Below are 17861 nucleotides of genomic sequence, written 5' to 3' on the forward strand. Positions count from 1 at the left end.
CCTGCCGGCAAGGCTTACGTTTCGATCGACCGAGATGCCACCACCGCGTCACCTGCCGTTGGGTAGTTCTGTGCCGGGCAGTCGAGAGCGAGGCTCGGCCGGCAGATCCCCCACCGGGTCCACGCTGCGGCCCCCACACCCGGTCGGGGCCGCAGAGCGGCCCGCGGGGTTCCGGAGCCCGATCAGGAGCCGCAGCGCGAGTACGGTCACCCAGGCCCAGTCGACGAGGATCATCGCCCGTTGGATCAGTCCCGTCGACCGATGGTCCACCTCCCACGCGGTGCCGAAGGCGACCAGCAGGCCCAGCCCGGCAACCCCGCTGAGCAGGTCGTACGCCGCCCAGCCCCGCCCGCCGGGCCGGCCGAGCGACCGCCGGGCGAGAACGACGCAGGCGAGCGGCACCGACAGGAACACCACCAGGCCGAGATTGTCGTGCAGGACGTGGTGCCAACTTTGATCGGTGCCGCCGCCGCGCGAGGTGCCGGGCGGATAGCCCCGCATCGGGTCCATCACGAACGTGCCCGACAACAGCAGGCCGAGTCCGAACACGGCGACGGCGACCGGACCCCACGTTCCGGCGGGGCCCGGATGCAACGCACGGCGCATCCCGACGGCGAAGGCGAGCAACAGCAGTCCGGTCAGCACGAAGTTGACGATCTGGAGCCACCCGCGCTCGCCCAGGCTCAGTGCGCTCACCGGGTGGTACGTCGGGTCGTACCCGGCCCGGGTCGCACCGTCGAGCAGGAACACCAGGATGAACAGCGCGGGAGCGGCAGCCCCGCAGGCCAGCAGAGCCCGGGTCAGGCGGCGTGCTCGCACGATTCCACCAGGATCGGGGTGAGCAGGCCCGGCGCGGCAGCCTCCGCGAAGGCGACCGCGGTGGCCGCGGGAACGTCGACCGCGGCGTACCAGCCGTGCCCGGCCGCGGTGGTCGCCGCCAGGGTGGCCAGGCCGAGGCGGCGTTGCAGCACCGACTGACGCACCCGCCAGCCGATGACTGCGGGGCGGGCGACAGCCGTGGTGGAGCGGCTGAGCAGGCCCGAGCGAACCACCAGGTAGTCGCCGACGATGCCGTGCCCGAGCGACCGGTACGCGATCACGGCGGCGAGCACGGCCGGCGGGAGGAGGCCGAGGCCGGCCAGCCAGATCCGGTCGGGCAGCGCCGGCACCACCTCGCCCAGCCAGAGCAGGACGACCACGCAGGCCGTGGTCGCCAGGACCGCCCAGCCGATCCGGCGGCGCAGCGCGGCGGGCGGGTGCGGGCGCAGCGGCACCCGGAACGGGTTCTGCGCCTCGTCCAGCTCCAGCACCTCGGCGGCGACCGTACGGGCCACCCGGACCGGGCCGCGCGGCAGGATGGTGGTGGCCGGGTGCATGCTCCAGATCCGCAGGCCGGTGGAGACGACGTTCGTGTCGGCCGTTCCCATCCACCGCCAGAGCAGCGGTTCGGAGATCTCGATGCCCCGCACCCGGTGCTCGTCCCGGTTCACCTCCCGGGTGTTCAACAGGCCCTGGGTGGTGCGCAGGACGCTGCCGCTCGCCGTCCGCACCCGGGCGAGACGGAAATCCCAGTTCTCCGCGACGAACGCGACGGCCATGCCGAGCACGCCGAGCGTGCCGACCAGCAGCCCGACGATCACGGCCGACCACCACGGGCCGAGAGCCCGCCAGTCGAGCAGCCCGCCGACGAACCCGGCCGCGTCGACCCCGAACGCGCCGGCCGTCGCGTAACCGCCCCAGAGCAGGCCGGCCGCGGTGACCAAGGACCAGAACCCGAGGACGTTGTGCGGCAGCCAGGACCAGCGGATCCGGGCCAGGGTCCGGTCGCCGGCCGGCTCGTCCGCGGCGTCCGACGTGGGATCCGGATCGCGCGGCTCGTCCCCCACCGGGGCCAGCTCCGCGCCGCCGCGGATCGCCCCCGACGTACCGGTCAGCAACCTCCGGCGCAGCTCCTCGGCGGTCGCCCGCGACACCGCGTCGAGGTGCAGCGCCTCGGAGCCGGCCGCCCCCGGCTGGCCGGTGCCGACGGCGACGACCCGGACCCCGGCGAGCCGATGCCGCAACCGGGCGGTCGTGCTCACGCTGCGGATCCGGTCGATCGGCAGCGACCGCTCCTTCCGGACCAGCAGACCCGTGCGGATCTCCACCCGCTCGTCCGTCAGCCGATAGCGGGTCTTCCACCACCGCAGGCCGTCCCGGGCCGCGTCGAACACGCCCACCGCCGCCGCCACGAGCACCGGCAGCAGAACCGCCGCGCCGGGTTCATCGAGAAGGAGCAGCGTCAGCCCGGTCGGTGCCAGGGACAGCGCGGCGTAGAGCCCGTCGATCCAGATGACGCGGGGGTCGAGGCGACGCCACTGCGAGTCGACGGTCATGTCGCGTCCCCCCGGGTCCGCTGGACGATCTCCGTGAGCCGCCGGGCGGTCTCGTCAGCCACCTCCAGGTCGAGCCCGACGAGTACCACCGGACCGTGCGCGGAGGCGGTGGTCACCGTCACCGTGGCGAGCCCGAGCAGCCGCTGCACCGGCCCACGCACCGTGTCGACGGTCTGAATCCGCGAGACCGGCGCGGCCCGCCACTCGCGGACGAACCAACCCGAGACCGCGTAGACCGCCTCCGGCGTCGTCTCCCAGCGGTGCACGGCGTAACGCAGGGACGGCACGACGGCGACGTACGCGATCGCGATCGCCACCACGGCGACCAGCAGCGGCGTCGACCACGGTCGGGCCGCGTCGAGCACGGCGCGCCCGGTCGCCACCGCGGCCACCAGCGGCGCCATCGCGAGGACGGCCCGTATCGTCCACCACCAGACGGCCCGCCGGTCGACCCGGTGCCGCAGCGACCGCAACCCGATCGATCGTGCTCCTTCCGCCGGGGCCGGCGCCACCGACCGTGCCTCCACCTGCTCCGGCCGGGCCGGCGGTGGCTGCACCGGTGCCGGCTCGACCCCAGGGCTCAGGCGATTCATGGCATCTCCTCGCCGCGCTCGTCAGTGACACGAACGGAGCGAACAAGCTTCACCCGCTCCCTTATGGGTAGACGGTGCGGCGTCGGACGACGTCGCCGCAACTGCCAGCCGACCAGCCCGGCCTGGCCGCCTGGCCAGGTCCCTCAGCCTTTGGACCAGGGCCCGACGGCCGGCTCCGTTTGTACGCTGGCGGCATGGATCGGGCTCTGCGAATCGATCCGGCCGGTCGCCGGCTGTGGTCCCCGCGTACGCCGACCGGCCCGCGTCCCGAGCTCCGGCGGCGGACCGCCCGGGACTGGTTCGTCGACGCCGTCCTGTTCGGCATCGCGGTCGCCCACTGGGCCTGGACCTGGCACACCACCCCGCTGCACCACGTCGACGGCATCCCCGGATGGATGCACACCATCGATCCCTGGGTCGGTGCGGTCGCCTGCCTGAGCCTGTGGTGGCGTCGCCGGTATCCGGTGGCTCTCGGCATCGCGATGTTCGTCGTGCTGATGCTGGCCGCGACGGGTCTCGGCGCCGCGCTGGTCGTCGTGCTCACCGTCGCCGTGTACCGCAACTGGTTGCCCGCGACCCTGATCACCGGCATCCAACTGCTGCCGTCCCTGGCGTTCGGCTACGAGAACCCGCCGCCGGGCGTCACCCGGTGGGCGTACGTGACGCTGATCTGCCTGATGTACCTCGTACCGCTCGGCTGGGGGATCGCGGTGCGGGCCCGCCGGCAGCTCATCGCGAACCTGCGCCGCGAGGTCGACCGGGAACGCCGCGACCAGCAGCAACGGCTGGACGGCGCCCGCCGCGCCGAACGCGAGCGCATCGCCCGGGAGATGCACGACGTCCTCGCCCACCGCATCTCGCTGATCTCGGTGCACGCCGGAGCGTTGGCGTACCGCACGGCGCAGGCCGACGCGGGCGCGGGCGCGGCGCTGAACGCCGCCGAGGTGGGCGGCGCGATCGAGGTCATCCGGGACAACGCCCGGCAGGCGCTGACCGAGCTGGGGGACGTGCTGGCCGTGCTGCGGACCGGCGCCGAGGACGACACCGAGCCGGAGAGCGGTGATCTCCACCAGGACGGTCGCCGGCCCTCGCCTGATGAGGGCCGGGCCCAGCCGACCGGCCGCAACGCGCCGCAGCCCCGACTCGCCGACCTCGGCCGGCTGGTGAGCGAGGCGCAGGCGGCGGGGCAGCGGGTGCGGTTCGAGTTCGTCTGCGCACCCGGCGCCGCCGAGTCGTTGCAGCCCGCCTTGCAGCGCACCGTGTACCGCACCGTGCAGGAGGGACTCACCAACGCCCGCAAACACGCCGGTCAGGCCGAGGTGGCGGTGCGGGTGGAGGTCACCCCGGCCACCGGGATCGTCGCCACCGTCAGCAATCCGCTCCCACCCGAGAGCACCGCCGCCACGATCCCGGGCGCCGGCGCCGGTCTCACCGGACTCGCCGAACGGCTCGCCATCGACGGGGGCGTCATCGAACACGGGGTGACCGACGGAACATTTCGGCTGACGACTCGGCTACCGTGGCCGCTATGACCGGCGGCGTGACGATCCGGGTGCTGCTCGTCGACGACGACGCCCTGGTCCGGACCGGTCTGCGACTGATGTTCGGCGGAGCACCCGACATCCAGGTCGTCGGGGAGGCGGCCGACGGCGCGGACGTCGCCGACGCCGTGACCAGGCTGCGCCCGGACGTGGTCCTGATGGACGTACGCATGCCGGTGCTCGACGGCATCGCGGCGACCAGGGCGATCGCCGCCCGGACCGGACACCGCCCCGAGGTCATCGTGCTGACCACCTTCGACGCCGACGAGACGATCCTCGACGCGCTGCGCAACGGCGCGGCGGGCTTCCTGGTCAAGCACACCCCGCCCGAGCGGATCGTCGACGCGGTCCGCCGGGCCGCCCTCGGCGAGCCGGTCCTGTCACCGACCGCCGCCCGCACCCTGCTCCAGCACGTGGCCGGCGACGTCCGACACCCGCCGGACCCTCGCCGCCAGCAGGCCCGGGAGCGGTTCGGTCGGCTCTCCGAGCGGGAGCGGGAGGTCGCCGCGGCCGTGGCGGAGGGGCTGACCAACGCTGAGATCGCCGATCGGTTGTTCATGTCGGTCGGCACCGTCAAGGCGCACGTCTCCAGCGCCCTGACGAAACTGGACCTGGCCAACCGGATCCAGCTCGCGCTGCTCGCCCACGACGCGAGCGACGACGCGGGCCCGCAGTGGTGACCCGACGGCGACCCTGAGCGCGCCGCTGGCAGGATGCAGTGAGCAGCGCTTTCGCATCCCTGGAGGAACACGATGGCATCCTCGCCGGCCCGGATCTTCGCCGAGCTGAACGCGGTACGGCCACCGGATCAGGCACGTCCGGTCATGGGTACGGCCGTCGTGGTCGGTGGCAGCGTCGCCGGTCTGTTGGCCGCGCGGGTGTTGTCGGACTTCGCGGAGAGCGTCGTCATCATCGACCGCGACGACCTGCACGCGACCGGCGCGCGACCCGGCGTGCCGCAGGGGACCCAGCTGCACGCGCTGCTGCCCGGCGGATTCCTCCAGCTCGAACAGCTGTTCCCGGGTTTCCGCGACGAGGCCGTGCAGCGGGGCGCGATCGAGGCGCCGCCGGCGAGCAGGCGCAACTACCTCGACGGCCGCATGAAGGTCGTCGTACCCGACGACGCGGACAGCCTGGCCGGCACCCGGCCGTTCCTGGAGGGGCTGATCCGACGGCGGGTACTCCAGCTACCCAACGTCAAGACGGTGGCCGCCCGGGCCACGGGCCTCGTCTTCGACGCCGCCGCGGCCACCGGAGTCCAGGTGGACGTCGACGGCGTGCCCGGCATCGAGAACGCCGACCTCGTCGTGGACGCCATGGGACGTGCGAGCCGGCTCTCCGACTGGCTGGCGCAGGCGGGCTGGGAGCGGCCCGCCACCCGACGGATGACGGTCAACCTGAACTACGCGACGGCGATGTTCCGGCGACGCGAGGCGAACCCGGAGCCCGCTCTCGTCCTGGCCCTGCACAGCCCCCGCGTCTCCTCGGACGTGGCGGGCGCCGCGTACTTCGCCGTGGAGGGCGACCGGTGGATGGCCATGATGGCCGGCTACGGGGACAACCGCCCGGGACGCACCGCCGAGGACTTCGTCCGCCGGATGCGTGAACAGTTCCCGCCGGAGTTCGGCGCGGTCGCCGGGAACGAGCTGCTCGGCGACGTCCAGACGTACCACCACGCCGACAGCCGGCGGCGTGACTTCCGCGCGTTGACGCGCTTCCCCGCCCGGCTCGTCAGCGTCGGCGACGCCGTGGCGTCGTTCAACCCGGTGTACGGGCAGGGCATCACCGCCGCCACCCTGCACGCCGCCTGCCTGTCGACGTACCTGCGGTCGAAGCCCGACCTCAGCGAACCCGCGCGGGAGTTCTTCGCCCTGCAGGAGGTGGTGGTCGACGCCGCCTGGTCGACGTCGACCTCCGCCGATCTCGCGCTGCCGCACGTCCACGGCCCCTATCCGCGCGCCTACCGGCTCCGTAGCTGGGTCAGCGGGCAGATCGTCGCGGCAACCGTCACGGACGTGGCGGTCGCCCGGCGATTCAACAAGGTCGTCTCCATGCGGGAGCACCCGAACTCGCTGGTCACCCCGGGCGTGATCCTGGGTGCCCTGCGGGCCAACCGACGGGCTCGCTGAGCAGGTCAGCGCGGCGAGACGTACGCCAACGGCAGCGCCGTGGACTGTCCCTCCCACGATCCGGTCAGCCGGCTGCCGGGCAGGTCGAGGTGCTCCCCGACGCGCCGGAGCACCGCCAGCTCGACCGCTTCACCGACGATCCGGCTCGGGTCGCCCTCCTCCACCCGCAGGACCGGGTTGACCTCGGGTACGACGGCCGTCCGGGGACCCGCCACGGCGATCGTCATGCTCGGTGCCCGTACCTCGCGCACACCGTCCACCTCGAAGTACTCCTGCACCTGACCCGCTCCGGTCAGCACGGCCGTGGCGAGGGCCGCGGCGTAGACCGGGTCGCCGCAGGCGTCGTAGACCCAGCGTCGCCCGAGGACCGAGTGCTCACAGGTGCCGACGAGCCACTGCTGAGCCCCGTCCAGCGGCGCGCCGCGGTAGGTCAGCGGCACCTGGTGGACCGGCCCGGCTCCGGCGCGTACCAGCAGGGTCTCGATCCCGACCTCGCCCGCCGGATCGTCGAAGCGGTACGCGGCGACCCGCTCCACCTCGGCGCCCGGGTCCCCCTCGAACCAGGGGCGGTCGGGCAGCCAGGCGGCCAGGAGTTCGAGCTTCGTGGGGCGTACTTCCGCCCGGTGCAGCAATGCCATGTGCCGGATCATAGGGAGGCCCGCGCGGCGGGTGCCGCCCCGGGCAGGGCGGCGCGTGCCGCGCTCACCACTCCCGGGCGGCCTGCCGGATCGCGTCGCGGACCCGGGTCACCTCCGGGCGGAGTGTGGTGTTCGCGCGCTGGGCGATGAATCCGGTGTTGATGGGCGGGTCCTCCGGTTCGAGCAGGGCGACCAGGGCGCCCGTTGCCAGCTCGTCGGCGCAGAGGTAGCGCGGCACCACCGTGACGCCCGCGCCCGCCACCGCCGCGGCCAGCACGGCGCGCAGGTCGGGCACCACGAGGGCGGGTTGCGTGGTCAGCCGCTGGCGGAACACGTGACGCCAGTAGCGGCGCAGGATCGGCACGTCCTCCGCGTAGCTGATCAGTGGTACGCCGTCGAGGGCGGCGGCGTCGTCCGGGCCGAGGGGGCCGACACGTGCCCGCCACGCCGGCGCGCCGACCAGCACGAACTCCTCGTCCATCAGCGCGGCCGCCAGCACGGAGCGCCCGCGCGGCCGGATCGCGGAGAGCACGAGGTCGAAACGCCCGGCGCGCAGGCCGTCGAGCAGGTCGTCGGCGAGTCCCGGGGTGACCCGCAGTCGTACGCCGTCGGCGACGAGCGGCGCGAGGACCGGCAGGATCCGGATGGCCAGCATCTCGGCGGGGCCACCCAGGTGCACCGGCTCGGTGGGTGCCGCCGCGTCCCGGTCGGCCACCATGGCCAGTTCGTCCAGCGGGGCCGAGATCCGGGCGGCCAGGTCGGCGGCGACGGCGGTCGGGACGACCCCGCGGGGTAGCCGTTCGAACAGCTGGCGGTCCAGTTGCTGTTCGAGCGCACGGATCTGGCCCGTCACGGTGGGCTGCGCGAGCCCGAGACGGCGGGCGGCCTCGGTGAGGGAACCGGCCCGGTAGACGGTCAGGAAGGTGCGCAGCTGGGTGAGGTCCAGCTGCCTCGAACCATCGGAATTCTTGGGTACCACACCGGTAATCCTATTGGTTGGCTGAGCGCACACCGGCCTACCGTCGGGCCCGTGAACAGGCGCGATCACCCGCGCGCGCCGACAAGGTCTCCGGGTTCTGGGCCCGGAACGAGCAGACGGAGCGAGTTGAAGTGGCAAAGATCTTGTTCGTCATGACGGGCGCCGACCACTGGACGCTGGCCGACGGTGAAGAGCATCCCACCGGCTTCTGGGCCGAGGAGTTCGCCGCCCCGTACCGCGCGCTCACCGAGGCCGGGCACGAGGTGACCGTCGCCACGCCGGGTGGGGTGGTCCCGACCGTCGACCGGGTCAGTCTGGCGCCCGAGTTCAACGGCGGCCCGCAGGGCGCCGAGGCGGTCGCCGGGGTGCTCGACGGCGCGGGGGCCCTGCGCCGACCGGTGGCGCTGGCCGACGTCGACCCCGCCGACTACGCCGCGGTCTTCTACCCCGGCGGACACGGCCCGATGGAGGATCTCTCCGGCGACCCCCGGTCCGCCCGGGTGATCACCGAGACGCTGGACTCCGGCCGGCCCCTGGCCCTGGTCTGCCACGGCGTGGCGGCCCTGCTGGCGACCGAGGGTCCGGACGGTGTCTCGCCGCTGCGTGGCTACCGGCTCACCGGGTTCACCAGGACCGAGGAGACCCAGACCGGGTTCGCCGACCGCGCCGAGTGGCTGCTCCAGGACCGGCTGGTCGCGCTCGGCGCGCACTTCACCGAGGCCCCGGCGTGGTCGTCGCACGTCGTGACCGACCGCAACCTCCTGACCGGCCAGAACCCCGGCTCCTCCGCCGAGCTGGCCACCGCTCTGCTCGGCCGGCTCGGCCCGGCCTGACCCGTCGCACCCGAAGGACTCGGAACATGTCACTGATCTTGATCACCGGCGCCTCCGACGGGCTGGGTCGTGCCCTGGCCGAAGAGCTCGCGGCCGACGGCCGGCACCAGCTCCTGCTGCACGGACGCGACACCGACCGGCTCGCCGAGGTCGCGCGGGCCACCGGCGGCGTTGCACTGCGGGCCGACTTCGCCGCGCTCGACGAGGTGAAGCGCCTCGCCGCGGAGGTCACGCGGGAGCATGGCCGGCTGGACGTCCTCGTCAACAACGCCGGTGTCGGCTTCCACGTGGACGGCACGACCCGTCACCTCTCCCGCGACAGGTACGAACTACGCCTCGCCGTCAACTACCTCGCACCCGTGCTGCTCACCCGGGAACTACTCCCACTGCTGCACGGGAGCGCGGCGGGGCGGGTGGTGAACGTGGCCTCGATCGGCCAGCAGCCGATCGACTTCGACGATCCGCAGTTCGCCCGCGACTTCCACGAGCCGGCTGCCTACAGCCGTTCCAAGCTCGCGTTGATCTGCCACACCCTGGATCTCGCCGACGAGCTCGCCGGCAGTGGTGTCACCGCGAACAGCGTCCACCCGGCGGCGTACATGCCGACGAGCATGTCGAGGCGCTCCGGAATGGGGTTCGTCGACACCTTGGAGAAGGGGGTCTCCGCCGTGCGCCGCCTGGTCGACGGAGTTGAGCTGGCGGGGGTGACCGGCCGCTACTTCGACAGCGGGGAGGAGGCGCGCGCTGCGGCGGAGGCCTATGACCCGGCCTACCGGCGGCGGCTGCGGGCGTTGACCCACGACCTGCTGGTCAACTTCTGACCCGGCCGCCGCCGGTCGCACCGGTGGGCGGGATCTTGGACGTATCAGGCCCTTCCGGGGGCCCGATACGTCCAAGCTCCCGGGCCGGTTTGCTAATCCCGCAACTCGGTTTGCGATCGCCGCCGCGCTGACGCACCGTGGGGCGCATGAACGAGATCTCTTGGGATGTGGCGGTGATCGGCGGCGCGAGCGCGGGGCTGAGCGCCGCGCTGATGCTGGGCCGAGCCCGTCGCCGCGTAATCGTCATCGACGCCGCCGCGCCACGAAACAGATTCGCCGCGCACATGCACGGCCTCCTCGGCCACGACGGCCGGCCCCCGGCGGACCTGCTGGCCGACGGACGGCGCGAGGTCGAGTCCTACGGCGGCAGGATCATCACCGCGACGGCGACGCGGACGCGTCGAGACGGCGACGGGTTCGCCGTCGAGACCGCCGACGGTGAGGTGGTACGCGCCCGCAAACTCCTGGTGACGACCGGAGCACGCGACGAGCTTCCCGACCTCGACGGCCTGGCCGAACGCTGGGGCCGAGGCGTCGCGGTCTGCCCCTACTGCGACGGATACGAGGTTCGGGACCAGCGGATCGGCATCCTCGCCACCGGTCCGGGCAGCGAGTTCCAGGCGCAGCTGCTGCGACAGTGGTCACCATCGATCAGCTACCTGGCGGACGCCGTCGGCGGACCCGGCGGCGAGACCCGAGACGCGTTCGACGCCCGAGGCATCCACGTCGAGGAGGGCCCGGTACGGCGCGTCGTCTCCCGGAACGACCGGATCGCCGGCGTGGAGATGGCCGACGGCCGCCTCATCGAACTGGACGCGATCTTCACCATTCCGCGCCTGGTGCCCCGCGACGAGCCATTGCGACAGCTCGGGGCGGAGCGGACGGAGCACCCGTGGGGTTCGTTCGTGACCGTCGACGAGAACGGACAGACCAGCGTCGACGGCGTCTGGGCGGCCGGAAACGTGGTGAACGCGATGGCGAACGTCGCCGTCTCGATCGGCGCGGGCGCGCTCGCCGCCGGAGCGATCAACCACGCGCTGGTCCTCGACGACATCCGCCGCGCCGTCTGCGCCGTCGCGCCGGCCCCGGCCGAACCCGAGTAGCCGCGTCGCCCCGCAGCTTGTCGCCCCGAGGCGCGCCGCCACCGGAAACCCGGTGCCCACGGCCTGGAAGAGATCGCACCCAGGCTGCGTTCGCCCGGTGACCGGTCGGCGGATCCACCGCAGGGGCATCTCTGACCGAAAGGCAACGACCATGGACCTGTTCACACCAACCACCCTGGGCGTCCTGAACCTGAGGAATCGCCTGATCATGGCGCCGATGACCCGGCTGCGCGCCGACGCGGCGGGAGTGCCGACCGACCTCCAGGCCACGTACTACGCCCAGCGGGCCGGGTTCGGACTCGTCGTCACCGAGGGCACCTATCCCAGCCCCGAGTCACGCGCCTATCCACACCAGCCGGGCATCGTCACCGCACAGCAGCGCGACGGCTGGAGACACGTTGCCGACGCGGTCCACGCCAACGACGGCCGGATCGTCCTGCAACTCATGCACGCCGGACGCGTCTCCCACCCCGACGTCACCGGAACGGACCGGATCGTCGCACCCAGCGCCGTACCGCTCGGCGGGGACGGGCACACCGCTCACGGCAAACGGGCCTACCCCACGCCACACGCGCTCTCGCCGGCCGAGCTGGCGGTCGTACGCGACGAGTTCGTGGCCGCGGCCCAGCGAGCGATCGACGCCGGACTCGACGGTGTCGAGCTGCACGCCGGGAACGGGTATCTGCTGCACCAGTTCCTCGCGCCCAGCGCGAACCACCGCACCGACGAGTACGGCGGCAGCCCGCAGGCGCGGGCACGCTTCGTGGTCGAAGTCGCCGCGGCGGTGGCCCAGCAGATCGGCGGATCGCGGGTCGGCATCCGGCTCTCGCCCGCGGTCAACATCCAGGGAGCCCTGGAGACCGATCCCGCCGACCTGCGCGAGACGTACGACGCGCTGGCCGACGGGCTCGCGCCGCTCGGCCTCGCCTACCTCAGCGTCGTGCACCCCAAGCCGGCGTCGGCGCTCGTCCAGCGGCTGCGTGCCCGCGTCGGCGCGCCACTCGTCGTGAACACCGGCTTCTCCACCACCAGCACCCGGGAACGGGCGGCGGCGACGGTCGCCGCCGACGTCGCCGAGGCGGTGGTCGTCGGCCGGCCGGCGATCGCGAACCCCGATCTCGTCGAGCGCTGGCGCAACGACCTGCCCGAGACCGAGCCGGACCCGTCGACGTTCTACGGCGGAGTGGCCGCCGGCTACACCGACTACCCGCCCTGCCGGGCGGTGGTGCCGGGCTGAGGTCGGGGGCGGCGCCGGGCCCGGTGGCCGTGGCCAGTCAGGGCCCGCCCGGTCTTGCGGCGGACACGGGGATCACGGGTGGATCGGGCGGGTCGACCATTCGGCGGCGAGTTCCCGTGGATCGCCGGTCCGGAACTCGGGTGGCTCGTGCAGCAGGAAGTCCCGGTGGCTGATGTTCCAGGCGTACGCGCCGGCCATGCCGAAGAACAGCACGTCGCCGACGCCGATCACGCCCGCCGAGGTGGACCGGGACAGCACGTCCTTCGGCGTGCAGAGCTGCCCGACGACGGTGACCGGACCACCGTCGGTGCGAGGGCCGGTCGCACCGCGCCGGCGGTGCACGGTGAACGGTTGCGGGTGTCCCTTCGCCGCCGGGGTACGCAGGTGGTGCGTTCCGCCCGCCACGACCACGAACCAAACGCCTTCCGACCGCTTCACGTCGATCACCTCGGTCAGGTACGCCCCGCAGTAGGCGGTCAACGACCGGCCCGGCTCGATCCGCAGCCGCACCCGCGGATGGGCGTCGAGGAGACCGGCCAGCGTCCGCCCGTACCCGGCCCAGTCGAACCGGCTGCTCGGGCGCAGATAGTCCACCGCCATGCCGCCGCCGACGTCGACCTCCGTCGCGCCGAGCTCGGTCACCGACCAGCGGAGCACGTCGGCGGCGACCGCGCCGGCGAGTGGGGCGTCGAGCCCGCTGGCGAGGTGGGCGTGCACCCCGCGCACCTCGACGCCGGCGGGCGGCCGGCGGGCGCACTCGACCGCGTCGGCCGGATCCATGCCGAACGGGCTGGGTCGGCCGCCCATCACCAGGCTCGCGCCGGGCGCCGCGACGGGCAGGTTGACCCGCAGCAGCACCCGCGCCGGTCGTCGCGCGGCCACGGCCAGCGCGCCGAGCCGTCGCAGCTCGGCCGGCGACTCGACGTGGATGCGGTGCACCCCGGCCGCGAGAGCGGCGGTGAGGTCCTCGTCCGTCTTGCCCGGCCCCGCGTACGCCGCCGCCCGCCGCTCGGGCAGCACCTCGGCCAGCCTGCGCAGCTCACCACGGCTGGCGGTCTCAAACCCGTCGACGAGCGGCGCCAGGGTACGCAACACGTCCGGCTCCGGGTTCGCCTTGACCGCGTAGAGCAGCTCGACCCGGTGCGGCAACGCGTCCCGCAGCGACCGGACGTGCGCCGCCAGCGCGTCGAGGTCGTGGACGTAGACCGGTCGGGTCATCGTGCCCCGCCGAACGGGTTCGGCACCGGAACGAACGGGGCGGCCCGGTCGGCGTCGCGCCGCCACCGGACGAGCAGGTTCGCCTTCGCGGTCAACGGTTCTCCCCGCAGCAACCCGCGTAGCTCCGGTGGATCGCCGAGATCGGCGGCGACGGCCGCGACGACGGCCCGCACCTCCCGCCACAGCTGGGGCTCGACCCCGGCCAGCCCGTCGGCGAGCGCGCCGCAGATCCCCGCCAGGTGGTTGACGAAGAGGCAGTAGACGACCCGTCGGCGGGCGGCCTGCGGGCCGTAGCCGACCTGCGGCGGAACGCCGTCCGGCCAGACCGTCCACCGTTCGGTGTCCAGCTTCACGCCCTCCAGGTCCCGCAGCAGCATCCGCACCGGGCGGCGGCCCTGGTCGAGCAGCACGACGACGTTCTGCAGGTGCGCCTCGTGCACCACGCCGTGCGCGAGCCACGAGCGCAGCACCGCCGGGACGAGCAGCCGGACGTACGCCCGCCACCAGGCCACCGGCTCGGGCGGGGTCAGCGGTGCGGCGGCGAGCGCGGCCGCCAGCACGGGGGTCTCCCCGGACCGCAGGTGCGGGCGCAGCCCGGTGCGCAGGATCGATCCGTACGCCTCGTCCGCGCCCGGCCCGTCGACGGTGCGGTAGGCGGGTTCGGTGAGCAGGGCGACGCCGGGCGGCAACGGTATCCGGGACAGCAGGCCGGTCAGGGCCACCGCGCCGGTGAGCTCGTACCGCGCGTTCTTGCGCAGGCAGTTGGTGATGCGCACGTGCAGGCTGGTCTTGACGAACAGGTCGGCGGCGGGGGAGTAGAGGGTGCGTACGCTCGCCGTGGGTCGCACCGGAACGCCGGCCGCGCCGAGCCGGCGCAGCGGGGCGGGCGGAGGGACCAGGCTCAGCTGCCACGGGTGTACGGGCAGCACCCGGTGCCCGGCCGGCGGTCGGGGCGGATCGAGGGCCGCCAGGAGCGGGTCGACGGGGCCGGCGTCGGCGACCAGCTCGTCCGGAACCGCGAGCCAGTGCAGCTGGAACGCGGTGCGCAGCTCCGGCGCGTAGCACCGCCAGGTCTCCGGGTCGCCGCTGCGCCACTTCGGGGCGGGATGGTGCGGGTGGCCGAAGACCAGCGACTGTTCGGAGTCCACGTAGCTGTCGACGGCGGCTTCACCGGTCGGGGTCGGGTCCTGCGCCGGCCGCTCGGCCAGCAGCCGTGCCACCGCGTCCCGGCTGGCCCGCACCTGATCGAGGAACTCCTCGTTGACCTGGCCGGTGCGCGCGGTCAGTTCCGCCGCGACGAGATCGGCCAACTGGATCGGGTCCAGGTCCTCCCACCGCTGCTCACCGACCTGCCGCTGCACCGGACCCGCGTACCGGTGGGCGCCGAGCGGCGAGCGGCGCGTGACGGCGCAGCGCAGCGTCACGTCGAGGTGCCGCAGCCGCAGCCGCGCCTCGCCGTCTGTCGCGGTCGCGTCGCCGTGGGGCAGCGCGAGCTCGCGCAGGAGGCAGCCGAAGACGGCGTGCGCGGCGGCGAGGTCGGCCCGCCGGTCGGTGTCGAGGTGCCGCCGGGAGCACAGTCGGGTGCCCGTCATCGCGTCTCCCGCAGGTAGTTCGGCCCGGTCCGCCGGTAGTACTTGTTGACGTCGGCACAGCCGAGGCGCTGCTTGGGCAGGAGGGTGCCGGCGGTGACCATCGCCTTGACCGGGAGCCGGGCGGCCCGCAACACCCGCTCGGTGAACATCCGCGACGTGGTCGCGTCGCCCCACCGGTCCCGGGCCGCGGCCAGCCGGGACGTCAACGCCTGCGCCGGCGTAGGGACCCGTACCCCCCGGGCGGCGAGCGCGATCAGCGGCGCGGCCGCGGCCAGGTGGAGCGTGATGGTGATGAACACGTCGGCGAGCTCCTGTGGATCACGTGCCCACATCCGTTCGTCGCGCAGCGACAGCCGGTCGGGACCGCGGTGGCGGGGGTCCAGCCGCGCCCCGTCGTTGTCCTTGTAGAGCAGACCGACCGTCCCGTCGCCGCGCAGCAGGAGGTGGATGTTCTGCGGGTGCGCCTCGAGGGCCACCCCGTACCGTAGCCACAGGCAGACGTGCCAGTCGAGCAGCAGGTCCAGATAGGACGCGAGCAGCGCCTCGGGGTCACCCGGGCTGACCCGTTCGAGCACGGTGCCCGCGACGGGGTCCGGGGCGGCGAGCGCCGCGACCGGGACCACCCGCACGTCGGCCAGGTCGCGGGGGAAGCGGCGCAGCAGGAAGCTGCGCCGGTCGTCGTCGCCGACCCGCCCGTAGGTCCCCTCGTCGGCGTGCCGGATCCGGCCGGCGAAGGCCGGTTCGGCGGCGGCGGTCCGGTCGAGCAGACCAGCGATCGCGGCGCCGTCGGCGAGGGTGTCCGGGTGCAGCATCCGGCGGTTGCGCGCGCCGAGGGTCGCCGTCGGCAGCGGCAGCTTCAGATGCGTGTACGGATCGTCCGCGAGCGCCACGGTCCGCATGGAGAGGGTGGGCCGCACATGCACGGGCGGCGGGTCGACCAGTGGCAGTGCGTTGCGGGCGGCGGTGAGCGGATGGACCGGCACCAGGATCGTCTCCGGGTGCGGGGAGCGCGGCCACCAGGCAGGAAGCTCACCGGTGAGCCGCAGCGCCGCCGCCGGGGTGGGACTCCAGCGCAGCGCGAAGCGGTGCGCGTGTTCGGGCGCGTAGCGGCGCAGCTCGTCGTCGCCGAGCCCGTGCCGGCAGCGGTCGGTGGGGTAGATCGGATGCCCGGCGTACGCGGCGAGCACGTCGTCGAGCATCGCCGCCGGCATCCCCGTGGGCGCGGCGGCCAGCTCGGCGGCGATCGAGGCGAACACCCGGGGCCGGGCGCGGGCGGCGAGCCGGCGTGCCCGCAGGTCCGCCCGGCACTCGTCGGTGAAGACCGCCCAGCCCGCCTCGGCCTCCGCGTCTTCCTGCGGCGCCAACAAGGTGAGCAGCCCGTCCACGGTGTCCACACGGTACCCGTCGCCGCTGGCGGGCTCGACGTGCAGCACGGGAGCGGCGCTGCGGAGAAGCTGTTGGAAGCCGTCCGCGCGGACCGGGATCCGGAGCAGCCCGTCGCGGTGCGGAGCCTCCCACCACTGCCCGCCCCGCGGCCTGCCGTTGCTGGTCAGGCCGAGATGGTCCTCGCGCAGCAGCGCGTCGAGCACCCGGGAGAAGACCTCCCGCTCGCTGTCGTCGGTCATCCGTCGATCGTCCACCGTAGATCGCGTCGGAAGGCGGTCAGCGCGGCCCGGACCGCGTCCCGGTCAGGGCCGATGCCGTGCAGCACCGCGAGGTAGTCGCGGTTGGTGCCGGTGCGTTCGGCGACACCGCCGACCTCGCGCAGCGGCCGGCAGCCGAGCCGGACACCGTCGTGGACGGTGTCGATGCGGCCGGGGGCGGCGGCGAGCCGTCCCGACCGGTCGGCGCAGACGTACTCGACGCGGGCGTACCTGTCGACGGCGGCCGGGTCCGGCAGGGTGAGGGCGCTCAGGGGCTCACCGAGGTGCAGCCGGATGACGTGTTCGAACAAGGGCACGCCGAGCAGCTCGGCGAGGATCAGGTCCATCCGGTCGCCGATCAGACGGTAGTTCACCTCGATCAGCCGTACCCGGCCGTCCTGCACGACGTACTCGGTGTGGCAGGCGCCGAAGCCGACGCCGAGCGCGTCGAGCCGGGTGCGGAGCTGCGCGTGGTCGGTGTCCGGCGGGGGCGACCAGTCGAGGCTCAGCTCGGTGAAGGTCGGCGGCGGGCCGAGGCCGGTACGCCATCCGCCGAGGAGCGCCCGCCCGGTCGCGTCGCCGAGGGTGTCGTAGGTGCGCAGCTCCCCGTCGAGGTACTCCTCGACGACCAACGCGACCTCCGGCCGCCGGCTGCGGATCTCCGCGATCCGGGCGGTCAGCTCGTCGCGCTCCGCCACCAGGTAGACGTCCTCGCTGGCGACCCCGTCGCGGGGCTTCACCACCGCAGGGAACAGGTCGTCGGGTGTCGCGGGCAGCGCGCCCGGGTCGACGGGCACGGTGCGTACCACGTCGAGCCCCCGGTCGGCGATCACCTGGCGGGCGGCGGCCTTGTCCTTGCAGATCCGGGCGGATCGGGGATCCTTGCCGGGCAGTCCGAGCGTGCCCGCGGCAATCGCGGTCGCCTCCTGGAGGTGGTCGCTGTTGGAGAGCAGGGCTAGCGCTCGGGTGGCTGCGGCGGCCACGGCCGCCGGGTCGCGGACCGCGCACCGCGCGACCGGCACCCCGGCGGGCCACTGGTCGGGACGGTCGGTCAGCACGGTGACCGGCAGCCCGAGCCGGGCGGCGGCGGGCAGGAACCCGTCCAGGACCGCGTCGGTGGGGTTCAACGCGGTGAGGTACAGCGGCATCCGGCCTCCGT

Annotated in this window: 16 protein-coding genes; 7 read left to right on the plus strand and 9 right to left on the minus strand. The window is 73.8% G+C overall.

The genetic code is table 11. The features are described from left to right. Positions 1 to 48: 48 nt before the first annotated feature. The 3 genes from D7147_RS10090 to D7147_RS10100 are packed head-to-tail and all read right to left on the minus strand — an operon-like array spanning position 49 to position 2968. Positions 49 to 819, minus strand: coding sequence for a DUF998 domain-containing protein (locus tag D7147_RS10090; protein WP_199734142.1), 771 nt, complete (start codon positions 817 to 819; stop codon positions 49 to 51). Continuing rightward, positions 801 to 2375, minus strand: coding sequence for a PH domain-containing protein (locus D7147_RS10095; RefSeq protein WP_120676037.1), 1575 nt, complete (start codon positions 2373 to 2375; stop codon positions 801 to 803). Before D7147_RS10095 ends, D7147_RS10090 begins: the two co-directional genes overlap by 19 nt. Then, complete coding sequence (locus D7147_RS10100) at positions 2372 to 2968, minus strand: PH domain-containing protein (protein WP_120676039.1); 597 nt, start codon at positions 2966 to 2968, stop codon at positions 2372 to 2374. The genes D7147_RS10095 and D7147_RS10100 overlap by 4 nt, the downstream gene beginning before the upstream one ends. A 194-nt stretch (positions 2969 to 3162) precedes the next feature. On the opposite strand from D7147_RS10100, the gene D7147_RS10105 reads away from it, so the two are divergent. The 3 genes from D7147_RS10105 (at position 3163) to D7147_RS10115 (ending at position 6638) form a co-directional block, all read left to right on the plus strand. Continuing rightward, positions 3163 to 4500 carry a sensor histidine kinase gene (locus D7147_RS10105; protein ID WP_120676041.1) on the plus strand — a complete coding sequence of 446 codons (1338 nt, stop codon included), beginning with the start codon at positions 3163 to 3165 and terminating at the stop codon, positions 4498 to 4500. Then, on the plus strand, positions 4497 to 5189 hold the full coding sequence (locus D7147_RS10110; protein WP_120676043.1) for a response regulator: 693 nt from the start codon (positions 4497 to 4499) through the stop codon (positions 5187 to 5189). The genes D7147_RS10105 and D7147_RS10110 overlap by 4 nt, the downstream gene beginning before the upstream one ends. Before the next feature lie 72 nt (positions 5190 to 5261). Beyond that, a complete protein-coding gene (locus D7147_RS10115; RefSeq protein ID WP_120676045.1) occupies positions 5262 to 6638 on the plus strand; it encodes an FAD-dependent oxidoreductase in 1377 nt (458 codons plus the stop codon). 5 nt (positions 6639 to 6643) lie between these two features. Here D7147_RS10115 and D7147_RS10120 read toward each other — a convergent pair whose 3' ends face one another. Beyond that, entirely contained in the window at positions 6644 to 7276 is a 633-nt protein-coding gene (locus D7147_RS10120) for a CG0192-related protein (RefSeq protein ID WP_120676046.1), read from the minus strand. Between the two features lie 64 nt (positions 7277 to 7340). After that, the gene (locus tag D7147_RS10125; RefSeq protein WP_120676048.1) at positions 7341 to 8255 is read right to left on the minus strand and encodes a LysR family transcriptional regulator; all 915 of its coding nucleotides are present in this window, start codon (positions 8253 to 8255) and stop codon (positions 7341 to 7343) included. A 131-nt stretch (positions 8256 to 8386) separates the two neighbouring features. On the opposite strand from D7147_RS10125, the gene D7147_RS10130 reads away from it, so the two are divergent. From D7147_RS10130 to D7147_RS10145, 4 genes are all read left to right on the plus strand, one after another. Next, a complete protein-coding gene (locus D7147_RS10130; RefSeq protein WP_120676050.1) occupies positions 8387 to 9088 on the plus strand; it encodes a type 1 glutamine amidotransferase domain-containing protein in 702 nt (233 codons plus the stop codon). A 26-nt stretch (positions 9089 to 9114) separates the two neighbouring features. After that, positions 9115 to 9909, plus strand: coding sequence for an SDR family NAD(P)-dependent oxidoreductase (locus D7147_RS10135; RefSeq protein ID WP_120676052.1), 795 nt, complete (start codon positions 9115 to 9117; stop codon positions 9907 to 9909). A gap of 146 nt (positions 9910 to 10055) precedes the next feature. Beyond that, entirely contained in the window at positions 10056 to 11012 is a 957-nt protein-coding gene (locus tag D7147_RS10140; protein ID WP_120676054.1) for an NAD(P)/FAD-dependent oxidoreductase, read from the plus strand. A 151-nt stretch (positions 11013 to 11163) separates the two neighbouring features. Then, positions 11164 to 12249 (plus strand): alkene reductase, encoded by a 1086-nt coding sequence (locus D7147_RS10145; RefSeq protein ID WP_120676056.1) that lies wholly within the window; start codon positions 11164 to 11166, stop codon positions 12247 to 12249. Between the two features lie 72 nt (positions 12250 to 12321). Here the strand turns inward: D7147_RS10145 and D7147_RS10150 are convergent, their stop codons facing one another. The 4 genes from D7147_RS10150 to D7147_RS10165 are packed head-to-tail and all read right to left on the minus strand — an operon-like array spanning position 12322 to position 17850. Continuing rightward, entirely contained in the window at positions 12322 to 13467 is a 1146-nt protein-coding gene (locus D7147_RS10150; protein WP_120676058.1) for an alanine racemase, read from the minus strand. Then, a complete protein-coding gene (locus D7147_RS10155) occupies positions 13464 to 15059 on the minus strand; it encodes an IucA/IucC family protein (RefSeq protein WP_120676060.1) in 1596 nt (531 codons plus the stop codon). The genes D7147_RS10150 and D7147_RS10155 overlap by 4 nt, the downstream gene beginning before the upstream one ends. Next, the gene (locus D7147_RS10160) at positions 15056 to 16684 is read right to left on the minus strand and encodes an IucA/IucC family protein (RefSeq protein ID WP_120676062.1); all 1629 of its coding nucleotides are present in this window, start codon (positions 16682 to 16684) and stop codon (positions 15056 to 15058) included. The genes D7147_RS10155 and D7147_RS10160 overlap by 4 nt, the downstream gene beginning before the upstream one ends. Continuing rightward, complete coding sequence (locus D7147_RS10165; RefSeq protein ID WP_120676064.1) at positions 16681 to 17850, minus strand: ATP-grasp domain-containing protein; 1170 nt, start codon at positions 17848 to 17850, stop codon at positions 16681 to 16683. The genes D7147_RS10160 and D7147_RS10165 overlap by 4 nt, the downstream gene beginning before the upstream one ends. Positions 17851 to 17861 lie beyond the last annotated feature (11 nt).

The sequence above is a fragment of the Micromonospora musae genome (assembly GCF_003626545.1).
GTDB lineage: Bacteria > Actinomycetota > Actinomycetes > Mycobacteriales > Micromonosporaceae > Micromonospora > Micromonospora musae.